This is a genomic window from Bradyrhizobium sp. SZCCHNRI1009 (genome assembly GCF_032487575.1).
In the GTDB taxonomy this organism is placed as follows: Bacteria; Pseudomonadota; Alphaproteobacteria; order Rhizobiales; family Xanthobacteraceae; genus Bradyrhizobium.
This window is the reverse complement of sequence record NZ_JAUEUL010000006.1, coordinates 210,938-224,081: the sequence shown is the minus strand read 5'-3', so window position 1 is coordinate 224,081 and position 13,144 is coordinate 210,938. Positions and strand designations below refer to the sequence as shown.

The following is a 13,144-nucleotide window of genomic DNA, read 5'->3' as shown; positions in this document are numbered from 1 at the left end:
CGGACGCTCGAAGTTCCGATTGATTCAAATCAAACGAACCAACAATCCGGGCCCTATCGTGGCCGCCACTCCCAACACCAATGGATATCGTGAATGCAGCGGCTTGTTCAGTGCCACCTTCTCGCCGCCACGATGTTGGCGACACCGTCATACGCAGCGTCGACAGCAGAGCAACGCGGACAGGCTTTCGCGAAGGCCCACTGCGCACGATGTCACGCCATCGGTCGAACGGGAGAGAGCCCCTTCGAACCGGCCCCTCCGTTCCGCAGCCTACATCTCCGCTACCCGATCGAATCGTTGGGCGAAGCGCTCGCGGAGGGGATCATGACTGGTCACCCGGCCATGCCCCAGTTCCAGCTCGCGCCGCCGCAGATCCACGATCTGCTCTCGTATTTGAAGAGCTTGGAATAGCCCCGTCGATTCAGAGCGCCTGTATCGTCCAGGTCAAAATCGATTTGGCGATCCGGCCGAAGGCCTCGTCGAAGGCGGACACGGCATCAGCAGGATCAAGCCGGGCAACGGGCTGGTTTTCGTCAAACAGCCGAGACGCGATGGCCTTGCCGTTCTTGTCGACGAGGCGAGCCGACAGGCCGATCTCCACCGCGGCGGTATCGGCATTGATCCGGAAACGGCGGACATCAATCAGCAGCTGAAAATCCGGCTGGCCCAGATCGGATGTCCGCAGCGGAGCGTGGGCCACATCGTAATTCTCGAAGGCATCGATCAGACGTGATTGCAACAACTTGGGGATGCTGTCAGCCCACAGGAAATCACCGAACCCCGGGTAATCCTTTGTTGGCGTGAATAGCATGCGCTGAGTCTGCAGCATCGCCACGGCCGTGGGCTCAGGTATCGCAAGCTGCCCCTTGATGGTCTTGTTGACCGGCCCCAGTTCTCGCGGCGCGCTCAGATCATAGGTGACTTTCTGTGCTGGAGCACCGCCTCCCGTCATTTTCTCCAGACCCGAGACGATTCCATCGAGCTTGCCGGTATTCCGCGCAAGGCCGTCTGAGAATGTCTTGAGGTTGGCGATCGTATCTTTGAGCGGCCCTGCATTCTCCGCAAGAACTGCATCGACACGCCGCAGGGCGTCCCGGGCGGCCTGCGTCATGCTTTGTCCGGCGCCCGGTTCTGCAATCAAGGTCGATACGGCACTCGCCGCTCCTGCCGACGCGCCACCCTCCAGCGCGATCACCGGCACTCCTGTCAGCCCCTGAAATTCCAACCCTACTTTGGTGTCGGCGCGCACGGGAGTCGTCGACGCCACGGAAATCGTTGCGTTGACCCGACGCGGATCGTTCGCCGCCAGACCGAGCTCGGTCACCTCGCCGACCCGGATTCCATTGAACAGAACGGCAGCCCCGACCAGCAGGCCGGGCACCGAGCCCTCGAACTGCACGTGATAGGTCGTGCGAGGACCGAGTCCTCCGGTGTTGTTGAGCCAGTAAACGAAGCCAAAGATTGCGACGATGGCCGCCAGCACGAAGCCGCCGATGACAGCGAAGGGTGCACGGGTTTCCATCTTTCAACTCGCTTTTGGTTGCAGCATCTGGGATCGCTTGCCGTGAAAATAGGCTTTGACCCATGGATGTTCTGATCGGAGGAGGTCGCTCATAGGACCAATCGCCACGATCCTGCCATCGGCCAACGCAGCGACACGGTCGCAGACCGTGTTGAGGCTGGCGAGGTCATGGGTCACCATAAACACCGTCAATCCCAACGTCAGCTGGAGCGTCTTGATCAGGGCATCGAAGTCGCCGGCGGAAATCGGATCGAGGCCGGAGGTCGGCTCGTCAAGAAATACGATCGCCGGATCGAGAGCGAGGGCGCGCGCCAGCGCCGCGCGCTTCGTCATGCCACCGGATAGCTCGGCTGGGAATTTATCACCGTCCTCTGCGCGAAGGCCGACCATTTCGAGCTTGGCTATCGCGATCTCATCCATCAACTCCTGCGACATCTGCAGGCTCTCGCGCAGCGGAAACTGAACGTTCTGCTTGACCGTCAGTGACGAGAACAGAGCTCCCTGCTGGAACAGAATTCCCCAGCGCTTCGCTGCCGCCTGCGTCGTCCGCTCCTCGGCGCTCCCAAGGGTTGTCCCCATGACCTCGATAGACCCGCTGCGCCGAGGAATGAGCCCGATGATCGTCCGCATCAGGACGGATTTTCCGCCGCCTGACGCGCCTACCAACCCGAGAATCTCACCGCGACGAACGTCGAGCGAAAGATCGTTCAGAACGAGCTGCCGGCCGAACCCGACAACGAGATCGGTCACGCGGATCGCGCTGGACACGCCAAGATCATCCATTGCTACATTCCAATGGACGCAAAGAACACGGCGAAAAGACCATCGAGCACGATGACCAGGAAAATGGACTTCACCACGGATGTCGTAGTCTGTTGCCCCAGCGATTCGGCACTACCTTTCACACGAAGTCCCTCACTGCAGGCGACAATGCCGATCACCAAGGCCATGAACGGCGCCTTCAATATTCCCACTTCGAAGTGCGTCACCGAGATGGCATCGTGTAGCCGGGCGATGAAGATTGCCGGTCCCATGCCGCCATAGAGCTGGGCCACCAGCCCTCCTCCATACAGGCCAGCCATCGAGCCAATGAAGGCGAGAATTGGCAAGGTCAAGATCAACGCAAGGATACGGGGCAGGATCAGCACCTCGACAGGATCAAGTCCCATCGTCACCAGCGCATCGATCTCCTCGCGCATCTTCATCGATCCAAGCTCGGCCGTGTAGGCGCTTCCCGACCGTCCTGCCACCATGATCGCGACGATCAGAACGCCAAGCTCGCGCAGGACCAGAATTCCGACCATGTCGACGACGTAAGACTCGGCACCGAAACGTCGAAAATGGAAGATCCCCTGCTGGGCAATGATGGCGCCGATCAGGAAGGTGATCAACACCACGATTGGAATGGCCTGCCATCCGATGCGGTACATCTGATAGACGAGGGAGGTCACGCGCAGAGATCGCGGCCGGCGCAGCGTCCGCAGCAGCGCAAAGAACAGCGCGGCCAACATGTCCAGAAACACCTTGATGTCCTGGGCGGCCCCCAGACTCGAACGACCGAGGTCGGTGAGTTTGGCAAGGATCGGGTTCAGTCTCGGTGCCGGCGCGACGGCTCGCCGATTGACCTGCCGGACCTCCTCGACGAGGCCGATGTAGTTTTCTGCCACCCCGGTCGTCTCGACCCGCCGACCGCCAACAGCAGCCCGGCGGCCGAGCTTCTCAAGCAACCAAGCCCCCACGGTATCGATTTCGCTGACGGCTCCAAGATCAAGCTTCACCGCAGTCGCGCTGTTGATGCTGTTGCCGACAGAGCTGGTCAAGCTCTCGAGCTCTGCCACGTTCAGGGACACCCATGATCCGCTCGGACGAAGCTCGAGCACATCCTCCGTCGTCGCGGCGGTAAGTCCCGGATGAGCACGCAATTGGATGTCTCCCTCATTCGGCGTGCCGAGGCACACCCGTTCCTAAATCGCGCCGATCTGCCTCGCTTGATCTGCGTCAATCCCGTCAGCGCAACGGGTTGAGCGAAATCAAGCATCGTGCCGAGCTACGTTCTACAGTGATTTTGACCCGAGGACAAAACATGGCCATCGACCCGACGACGCTCCGGACCGAGTTGGAGAGCCTGACGCGCGAGCTAAGCCAGCTGTTGCGGGGCGCGGGTGCGCCGCGTGACAACCCGGACGCGCAACCAGCTGCCGGAATGCTCGCTGCAGCGATCGAGGGGCTAGACATGCGTCTAAGTGAGACCGACGTTCAGGTGGAGCGGATGATCAGGGATCGTCCGATCGCGGCGACAGCTTCGGCCTTCGCCTTCGGGCTCGCGGTTGGCCTCCTGCTGCGGAGAACTTAAGTGGATACCGAAAATGTCGTTAAACATTTGCGCCTTCTCTGGCGGACGGACCGGGTCATTGCCGACATCAGGCTCCGGCATCTGCTCGTCGGACTCGGCCTCCGGGCCTTTGCGGCGCTGATCGCCGTCTTTGGCCTCCTGATGTTCGAGCTGGCGGCCTACCTTGCGTTGGTCCAGATCACCTCTGCGGTCGTGGCAGCCGCAGCACTCGGAGCCTGCAATATCGCGATTGCGGCGATCCTCCTGATCATCGCATCCCGTGCACCGTCCGGCCGGGAACTCGAACTAGCCAACGAGATTCACTCCTCGGCGATGGACTCGCTGCAGTTGGAAGCACGAGCTTTGCAGTCCCGGATCTCGAGCGTGGTCAACCATCCGCTCAACAGCCTCATTCCGCTGCTCATCGTTCCCGTTGCGACGATGATCATCAGAACTCTCCGCTCGCATGGCGCCTCCGAAGGCGAGGCGGCGAGGCCGCCGTCGAATGACGACCACCATCCGACCTGAACCGATGGATCCGGTGAGAGGACACCAAACACTAAGCTTAGAGCCTGAGTTTGACATTGCAAAGGTCGCGCTCGGTTGGATCGGTTCTGACCTCGAAACCGAGGTTCCTACACATCTCCAGCATGACGACATTCTCCTGCAGGACGTCGCCGGAGATCATTTTCAGGCCCTCCGACTTGGCGTATTCGATGATCAGCTGCATCAATGCCCAGCCGAGTCCGCGTCCCTTGAGATCCGACCGCAACAGGATCGCGTACTCCCCGCTCTCGTAAACCGAGTCGGAGTGAATCCTCACGACGCCGACCAGTTCGTTTGTCGCTTCATCGAGCGCCACAAAAGCCATCGCGCGCGCATAGTCGAGCTGCGTCAGGCGCGCGATGAACTCGTGCGTGAACTCCTTCATGGGGGCAAAGAATCGAAGACGCAGGTCTTCCGGAGTGACATGCTTGAGGAACTCATGAATGGTTGGCTCATCCTCGGGTCGGATCGGCCGCGCAAGGATCCGCCAGCCGTCCTTGACCTGGAGATGCCGTTCCCATTGGCTCGGATAGGGCCGAACGGCGAAATTCGACGGACCAGAGCCTTTGAATTTCGGCGGAACCCTGCCGACGGCGACGCGCGCATCGACGGCCATGACGCCGCTCTCGTCGGCGAGCAGCGGATTGATATCGAGTTCGCGAATCTCGGGAACGTCTGCTGCAAGCTGCGCAAGCTTGACCAGCACCAGTGCGACTGCATCGGGCTTGACCGCGGGGACATCACGATAAGCGCGCAGCAATCGTGAGACGCGCGTCCGCTCGATGAGGTTTCGCGCCAGATGGAGATCGAGCGGAGGCAGACCGAGCGCCTTGTCGTTGATGATCTCGACGGCGGTACCGCCCCTGCCGAACACGATCACGGTTCCGAAGATCGGATCGTCGGCAATGCCCATGATCAGCTCCCGCGCCTTGGCGCGGACGATCATGGCTTGCACGATCACGCCGGAAATCCGTGCGTCGGGCCGAAGGGCCTTCGCGCGGGCCATGATCTCGTTCGCCGCGTTACGCACGGCCTCGGCCGTGGTGAGATTGAGCACGACACCGCCGACGTCGGATTTGTGAATGATATCTCTCGACAGAATCTTGAGAACGACAGTTGTGCCTTGAGCGAACAACTGTTCCGCATACCCGACCGCCTCGTCGACCGAGGACGCAGCGAACGTCGGCACCATCGCAATATCGTAAGCCTCCAGCAGGCGACTGATCTCGACCGGATCGAGCCAGGTCCGCCCGTCGGCGAGGGCTGTCGCTATAATTCCGCGGGCTGCGTCGACGTCGGGCGCAAAAGAGCTCGGCATGGCCGGCGGGACAGCGGCAAGCGATTCGACCACCTCCCGATGACGAACGAGATGCATGAAGCCGCGAACGGCATCATCCTCGGTTGGATAGTTCGGAATTCCTGCCCCGCTCAAGGTCTCGATGACCGGCTGCTCCGCGCCGACCCATGCCGCCAGAACCGGCTTTGCCCAGCGCCGGTGCTGCTTTCGATAGGTACTGACGAACTCGGTGACAGCCGTGGCGATGGCGCTCGCGGATGCAATCGCGGTCTGAACATTCATGACGAGAATTGCATCGTTGGCTTGATCGGCGAGCAGCGCTTCGAGCGCGAGCGTGTAGCGTGCGGCATCGGCATCGCCGACGATGTCGACCGGGTTGGATCCGGACCAGGTCGGCGGCAGGATGGCGTCAAGTTTGTCGTGGACGACCGGCGAAAGTGCGGCAGGCACGCCTCCGAGCTCGACCAGTCGATCCACGGCGAGCACGCCGATCCCGCCGCCATTCGTGAGAATGGCGAGCCTCTTGCCCATGGGCGACTCCACCCGCCCCAGCGTTTCGGCGCAGTCGAACAACTCGCGCAGATCGGAGACCCGCAGAACGCCGGCCCGGCGAAAAGCCGCATCATAGACGGCATCGGCTCCCGCCAGCGCGCCCGTATGTGTCGCCGCAGCTTGCGCACCGACGGCACCGCGGCCCGACTTTACGACCACAACCGGCTTGACCCTTGCCGCCCCTCGCGCCGCGGACATGAACTTTCGCGCGTCCTTGACGGCTTCGATGTAGAGCAGGATCGCGCGGGTCCCACCGTCCAACGCGAAGTGGTCCAGAAGATCTGCGAGATCGACGTCCAACTGATCGCCGATCGAGACGATTCCAGAAAACCCAACACCGCGCTGAGCAGCCCAATCTACCATCCCCGCCGCGATAGCGCCGGACTGGGAAATGAGCGCCAAGCTTCCTGCAACCGGCATGTGTGCCGAAAAGCTCGCATTGAGCTTGATGGTAGGCATCATGATTCCGAGACAGTTCGGCCCGATGAGACGCATGCCGTATTTCTGCGCCGCCTTCTCGGCCTGGTCGGCGAGCGACCCCTCTCCGTGCCCGAGACCCGAGGTAATGATCAAAGCCCCTGCCGTCCCCAACGCGCCTGCGCGATGAATGAGATCCGGGATCGAAGGGGGGGGCGTCGTGATCACCACCAGTTCCGGCACAAACGCCAGTTCGGCGAGGCTGCCAACGGCTGCGATATTGGATATTTCCCGATAGCGAGAATTGACCAGGCCAAGCTTGCCCTCGAACCGCGCCTTGACGATATTGTCGAGGATGGCCTTCCCTACCGAGTTCGGTCGCGGACTTCCTCCGATCAGAGCGATGGAGCGTGGCAAAAGCAGGTTCCGCATTCGGTAGGTCGACATTTGCACGTCCAACATCAGTCGGTGAAAGGCGGGTGAATCCCGGAGACTGATCTTAGTTTCAATCCGCAGCCGGTCTAGCGCGACTTATCATCCCAGCATGGTGACGGATGCAACCCCGCTGCGTTCCCTGACTGCGCCTGCCGGTTCTGCTCGGTAGGCCGCAGTATTCGGACCAAGTCCTTGATGAGCATCAAACGATTGCCGGGCTGATTATCTTATTACCCTGCAAATTCGTCCGGGAGGCTCTCCGATGCGAGCGATGGTTCTGCGAAAGCCTGGAGCGCCTCTGCAGCCCGAGACACTCGCGGACCCCGATCCTGGTCCCGGTGAGATCCGCGTCAAGATCAGGGCATGCGGCGTGTGTCGCACTGACCTGCATGTGTACGACGGTGAGCTTCCCGACATCCGGTATCCGCTCATCCCCGGACACGAGATCGTCGGTCATGTCGATCAGATTGGTCCTGGTGTGACGACGCACAGGCTCGGCGAACGCGTCGGAATTCCATGGCTGGGGCATACATGCGGCCATTGCGCGTTCTGCGCACGTGGTATGGAAAATCTCTGCGACCAGCCGACGTTTACCGGCTATACGCGCGATGGCGGCTATGCGACCCACACCGTCGTCGACGCAAATTATGCATTCCCGCTCGATGGTCTGGAGGATGACATCGCCACCGCACCACTGTTGTGCGCCGGCCTGATCGGCTGGCGATCCCTGGTCATGGCAGGGGAAGCCGAGAGGCTTGGCATCTACGGATTCGGCGCGGCGGGTCACATCGTTGCCCAGGTGGCCCGCTGGCAGGGGCGTCAGATCTATGCGTTCACCCGCGAGCACGACGAGGCTGCGCAGGATCTGGCTCGCCAACTTGGCGCCACATGGGCCGGAGCGGCGGGCCAGCGTCCCGATGTTGCTCTGGACGCGGCCATCATCTACGCGCCAGCTGGCGAGCTTGTTCCGGCCGCTCTGCGGGCTGTTCGGAAGGGTGGCCGGGTGGTCTGCGCAGGTATCCATATGAGCGACATTCCGACGTTTCCCTATTCCCTTCTCTGGGGAGAACGCCAAGTGGTGTCCGTCGCCAACCTGACGCGACAGGACGGTCTCGATTTCCTGCAGGTCGCGCAGCAGGCTCAGATACGGACCCATACGACGCCCTATCCGCTGTCCGACGCAAATGACGTTCTGGCCCGCCTGAGGCGGGGTGACGTCGTCGGCGCGGCGGTGCTTATCCCGGACTTTTGAAGTGAACGTGGTAACCCCGCCCATGGCATCAACATCCGATCAGGAACTGGTCTTCTCCTTCTTGGGCAATACCACCCGACATCCAGGTGTCCGCCGGATCGACACGCACGCGGCTTCAGTGTTTCTGATCGGCGACCGCGCTCTGAAGATCAAGCGCGCCGTTCGGCTGCCATTTCTGGACTATTCGACGCTCGATCGGCGCAAGGCAGCGTGCGCGAAGGAAATGGAGATGAATCACCCGTTTGCTCCAGACATCTATCGGCGTGTCGTCGCCATCACCAGGGCGCCAGACGGATCATTCGAAGTCGATGGATCCGGCACTCCGGTCGAATATGCCGTCGAGATGCGTCGCTTCGATGACAGCCGGACACTCGATCACCTCGCTCGCCACCAGCAATTGGAGATCGGCTTGGGCGAACGTCTGGCGGAGACGATCGCGGCGTCGCATGCCGTGGCCACCCGGATGCCGTCCAACGCGTGGACGCAGTCGCTTCCAGTCTGGATCGACGCGTTCGTCGCCAGCTTTCGAAACGTCCCACTATTTGACGCTACGCAAATCGAAGAACTCCGCGCTCTTTGCCACTCGGCCTTCACACGGCTCTGTCCCCTGCTCGAGCAACGCGCAAAAGAGGGGCACGTGAAGCGCTGCCACGGCGACCTCCATCTCGCAAATATCGTTCTCATCGACGACAAGCCGGTGCTGTTTGACGCCATCGAGTTCGACGACCGGATAGCCACGATCGACGTCCTCTACGATCTCGCGTTTCCATTGATGGACCTCTTGCACTTCGGGCAGTCGATCGCCGCCAACCATCTCTTGAATCGCTACCTCTCGATCGCTGCGCCCGACCAGACCGGTGGATTGGCTGCTCTGCCTCTGTTCATGGCGATCCGGGCCGCTATCCGTGCGCAAGTCTTTCTTGCAAGGCTCGACCGCAGTGATGCCGAACACTCGGAGGCAGACCGCTCTGCGACCATCGGGATCGCAGAGAGCTACTTCCAACTTGCGCGCAGCCTCATTCGGCCGGCGGAGCCGAGGGTGGTCGCCGTCGGCGGATTATCGGGAACGGGAAAATCTGCGCTCGCCCGGGCTCTGGCTCCCCTCTTGGCTCCTCCACCGGGAGCAATCGTGTTGCGCAGCGACGTGCTGCGCAAGCAACTATCCGGCGTGAAGGAAACCGAACGCCTCCCAGCTGCGGCCTATACGCCGGCATCGAGTGCACAGGTCTATCGAGAGTTGACGACGCAGGCCGGCCGCGTGCTCTCACAAGGCTTCACGGTGATCGTCGACGCCGTGTTTGCACGTTCGGATGAACGACAGGCGATCCATGATCTCGCGAACCGGCTGAAGGTGCCCTTTGCCGGCCTCTTCCTCGTCGCAGATTTGCGCAGCCGGCAGGAGCGGATCCACCATCGAGTCGACGATGCGTCCGATGCAACGGTTGGAATTGCCGAAGATCAGGAACGCTACGACATCGGCGCCCTGGATTGGCTCCGGGTGGATGCGTCGGGCACGGCCGAGACGACACTGGAACAAAGCCGATCATTGCTCCGGATCGGCACCTGAGTCCGGTGGAATAACGCTGCCTGACCGCCACAAGCGGCGACTACGTGTGCACGTAGTCGCCCGGCGCGTCTCCGAGATCATTTGAACGATCTGCCCCGAGTTGCGGCGGCGCGCCCGGTGCACCCGACTGCTGTCCAAGCCACGCCGTCCACGCCGGCCACCATGACCCCTCCAGTTTTGGCGAGGTGCTCTGCCACTCGTCCGGCCCGAGATATGGCGCGTCGGCTGCCTTGGTCCGCATCTGATGGGAGCGCCCCTGCTCGCCCGGCGGCGCCACGATGCCGGCATTGTGGCCGCCGCTCGCAAGCACGAAAGTGACGTCGGCATCAACTTCGTAGTGGACCTTGTAAGTCGACTTCCAGGGCGCAACGTGATCACGCAGGGTCCCGACCACGAACATCGGCGTGTGGATGTCCGAGAGCGAAACGGGTTTCCCCTCGACCCGATATCGCCCCTCGGCGAGATCGTTGTTCAGGAACAGCTTGCGCAGATACTCGGAGTGCATCCGATACGGCAGCCGCGTCGCATCTGCGTTCCATGCCATCAAGTCGCTCGGATTCGCGCGCTCACCGAGAAGATAGTCGCGCGAGACACGCGACCAGATCAGATCGTTGGAGCGCAGCAATTGAAATGCGCCCGCCATCTGCGTGGTGTCGAGATATCCACGCTCCCACATCATGTCTTCGAGAAAGGCGACCTGGCTTTCATTGATGAAGAGCGTCAGCTCTCCCGCTTCGGTGAAATCGGTCTGGGCCGCAAACAGCGTGATCGTCTTCAGACGCTGGTCACCGTCCCGTGCCATGGCCGCCGCCGTGATCGAAAGAAGCGTTCCGCCGAGACAATAGCCTGCGGCATGAACCGGCGTATTCGGAATGATCGTTCCGATCATCTCCAGGGCCGCCATGACGCCCAGCGAGCGGTAGTCGTCAAACGCAAGATTCCGGTCTTCCGCGCCGGGGTTTCGCCAGGAGATCATGAAAACCGTAAAGCCTTGGTCGGTCAGGTATCGGACCAGCGAATTGTGCGGCGATAGATCCAGGATGTAATATTTCATGATCCAAGCCGGTACGATCAGGACCGGCTCTGGTCGCACCTTCTCGGTCGTCGGCAGATATTGAATCAGCTCAATCAACTGATTGCGAAGCACAACCTTGCCCGGTGCGGTCGCGACGGTCTTGCCGGCGACGAACTCACCATTGCTCGATATCTTTCCGGGCTGCATTACCTGCATGATATCGGCGAGCCAGTTCTGCCAGCCGAAGATCAGGTTCTCTCCACCGCTTTGAAACGTCTTTTCCAAGACTTCCGGGTTGGTCGCGGCAAAGTTCGATGGTGCGAAGATGTCGAGCAGTTGACGAATTGAAAAGTCGACGACGGCTTCGTTGGCGGGGTCGACACCACGAATGCCGGTCGTCGCCTTGTGCCACCAATCTTCCCCGAGCAGGAACGCCTGGGCGAACAAGTTGTACGGGTACGTCGCCCATTGCGGCGTGGAAAAGCGATGATCGTTCGCCTGCGGTTTGATCAGGTCCCAAGGACCACGATTCGGGTCTGCAAAATGCAGGGACCGTTCAGCGACCTGCTTTGCGCCGTACCAGGCATCTCGAACGATTTCGATCTGGCGCTGAGGTGCAGCGGCCAGATGACAAGCCCAATCCAGATACGCCATTGATAGAGCGGCCGGGGAAATTCCGCCGGTGAGCCGAGCCAGCATCGCGCTGAAGGCCTTGTCCAGCTCGTGATCCTCGCGTCGAAGCTCGCCGGAACTCGCGTCGGCTTCGCGGGAGAGCAACTTTGCGTCGGATGCGGCGAGCGCAGCAGCCGGCTTCAAAGAGGTCCCTGCAGAGACAACGGCACTGCTTCGGTCGTTGTCGGTCGTTCCTTCGCGTTCCCGTTCGGGACGCGACACACCCGCACTCTTCAGTTTCGCCACCGTTGCCCCATAAGATTCACGCTGGCATCAATCAGGCGCTGCCCGTGTTTGAAAAGTCGATCGCAATCACGCCTGACGAAATCAATCTGATGCCGTCCACATTCCTGAACCATCGCCTGGATTCCCGTCACGGAATGCACGCCGGCCAGCTTCGACACGAACTCGGCCAGCAGATGCGCCTCCGTACGCGCGCGATCCAGCACTTCGTTGCTGGCAAACAGAATCTCCTCCATGATGATCTGCTGGGAGCCAACGAGCAGCTCAAGTGCGTGCTTGTTGGAGAGAGCGACACGTTCGGACAGTTCGGCCGTTTCGTCGGCCAGGATCTTGGTCCCGGAGAACTCGGACATGGGCACCTCTCCTCTCGCTGGATCAGAAGGCCGTATAGCTGCAATTCAAAGCCAAGACCTTGAGCTGCGTCAATGACGGCGGCGGCACCTGCTTTGACCTGCGTCAATTCAAGACCGTGGCAGCGGGTTACTTTTTCTTAGCTTTTGACATTGGAGTTCGCCATGCGCGCCCATCAGATCATGACCCGCCCCGTCATCACCGTCACCCCTGACACTTCCATCGTGGATGCGGCAAATATCATGCTTCAACGGCACGTCAGCGGCCTTCCAGTGGTCGATCCCGGCGGAAAGCTGGTGGGCGTCGTCTCGGAAGGCGATTTCATCCGCCGAACGGAGATCGGCACCGGGCGAAAGCGCGGCCGCTGGCTGCGATTCATTCTCGGGCCCGGAAAGTCGGCGGCCGACTTCGTCCACGAGCATGGTCGCAAAGTGTCAGAGGTGATGACCAAGTCTCCCTTGACGATCACCGAGGACGCCGCGCTGGCTGAGATCGTGGAACTGATGGAAAAGAACCACGTGAAACGGTTGCCCGTGGTCAAGGGAGACCGAGTGATCGGCATCGTGTCACGGGCGAACCTGCTGCAAGCGGTCGCCGCGCTCGGGCGGCAGGTTCCGGATCCAACGGCCGACGACGATCACATCCGCAACCGCGTGATCGACGCCCTCGAGAAGAACGACTGGTGCCCGTTCGGATTGTCCGTCATCGTTAAGGACGGCATCGTTCATCTGAGCGGCGTCATTACCGAAGAGCGGTCGCGGCAGGCGGCAATCGTTGCCACCGAGAACATCTCTGGCGTCAAGAAGGTGCATGATCATCTGTGCTGGGTCGACACCATGTCGGGCATGTACCTGAACTCACCGGAAGACGATGAGATGGCCAAAGCCGGCTGATGGCTGCTGAGGACGCTGCCGCTCCTCCGTGTCCGGCAACAGTGACGATG

The 13,144-nt window shown here is 61.2% G+C and carries 12 protein-coding genes; 6 read left to right on the top strand and 6 right to left on the bottom strand.

Annotated features, from left to right (window positions below; genetic code table 11):
- The first annotated feature begins 93 nt into the window (after window positions 1-93).
- Window positions 94-411, top strand: a complete 318-nt coding sequence (locus QX010_RS14065; protein ID WP_316180046.1) for a cytochrome c — start codon at window positions 94-96, stop codon at window positions 409-411.
- Between the two features lie 10 nt (window positions 412-421).
- On the opposite strand, the gene QX010_RS14060 is transcribed toward QX010_RS14065, so the two are convergent.
- The 3 genes from QX010_RS14060 to QX010_RS14050 are packed head-to-tail and all read right to left on the bottom strand — an operon-like array spanning window position 422 to window position 3,444.
- A complete protein-coding gene (locus tag QX010_RS14060) occupies window positions 422-1,522 on the bottom strand; it encodes an ABC-type transport auxiliary lipoprotein family protein (protein WP_316180045.1) in 1,101 nt (366 codons plus the stop codon).
- 3 nt (window positions 1,523-1,525) lie between these two features.
- Entirely contained in the window at window positions 1,526-2,305 is a 780-nt protein-coding gene (locus QX010_RS14055; protein ID WP_315803589.1) for an ABC transporter ATP-binding protein, read from the bottom strand.
- 2 nt (window positions 2,306-2,307) lie between these two features.
- Entirely contained in the window at window positions 2,308-3,444 is a 1,137-nt protein-coding gene (locus QX010_RS14050; RefSeq protein WP_316180044.1) for an ABC transporter permease, read from the bottom strand.
- Window positions 3,445-3,605: 161 nt separating this feature from the next.
- Between QX010_RS14050 and QX010_RS14045 the strand changes: the two genes are divergently transcribed.
- Window positions 3,606-3,875 (top strand): hypothetical protein, encoded by a 270-nt coding sequence (locus QX010_RS14045; RefSeq protein ID WP_315803591.1) that lies wholly within the window; start codon window positions 3,606-3,608, stop codon window positions 3,873-3,875.
- Window positions 3,876-4,382, top strand: a complete 507-nt coding sequence (locus tag QX010_RS14040; protein ID WP_315803592.1) for a phage holin family protein — start codon at window positions 3,876-3,878, stop codon at window positions 4,380-4,382.
- A gap of 37 nt (window positions 4,383-4,419) precedes the next feature.
- On the opposite strand, the gene QX010_RS14035 is transcribed toward QX010_RS14040, so the two are convergent.
- A complete protein-coding gene (locus tag QX010_RS14035) occupies window positions 4,420-7,113 on the bottom strand; it encodes a bifunctional acetate--CoA ligase family protein/GNAT family N-acetyltransferase (RefSeq protein ID WP_316180043.1) in 2,694 nt (897 codons plus the stop codon).
- Window positions 7,114-7,363: 250 nt separating this feature from the next.
- Here QX010_RS14035 and QX010_RS14030 point away from each other — a divergent pair, with 250 nt between their 5' ends.
- Entirely contained in the window at window positions 7,364-8,353 is a 990-nt protein-coding gene (locus QX010_RS14030; protein ID WP_315803594.1) for a zinc-dependent alcohol dehydrogenase family protein, read from the top strand.
- 22 nt (window positions 8,354-8,375) lie between these two features.
- Window positions 8,376-9,920 (top strand): AAA family ATPase, encoded by a 1,545-nt coding sequence (locus tag QX010_RS14025; protein ID WP_316180040.1) that lies wholly within the window; start codon window positions 8,376-8,378, stop codon window positions 9,918-9,920.
- A 40-nt stretch (window positions 9,921-9,960) separates the two neighbouring features.
- On the opposite strand, the gene QX010_RS14020 is transcribed toward QX010_RS14025, so the two are convergent.
- Together QX010_RS14020 and QX010_RS14015 are read right to left on the bottom strand one after the other, a co-directional pair.
- Window positions 9,961-11,634: a PHA/PHB synthase family protein gene (locus QX010_RS14020; RefSeq protein ID WP_410051951.1), complete on the bottom strand. Its 1,674-nt coding sequence runs from the start codon at window positions 11,632-11,634 to the stop codon at window positions 9,961-9,963.
- A 206-nt stretch (window positions 11,635-11,840) separates the two neighbouring features.
- On the bottom strand, window positions 11,841-12,203 hold the full coding sequence (locus QX010_RS14015; RefSeq protein WP_316180039.1) for a hypothetical protein: 363 nt from the start codon (window positions 12,201-12,203) through the stop codon (window positions 11,841-11,843).
- A 162-nt stretch (window positions 12,204-12,365) separates the two neighbouring features.
- Between QX010_RS14015 and QX010_RS14010 the strand changes: the two genes are divergently transcribed.
- A complete protein-coding gene (locus tag QX010_RS14010; protein ID WP_315753506.1) occupies window positions 12,366-13,094 on the top strand; it encodes a CBS domain-containing protein in 729 nt (242 codons plus the stop codon).
- The last annotated feature ends 50 nt before the right edge of the window (window positions 13,095-13,144 follow it).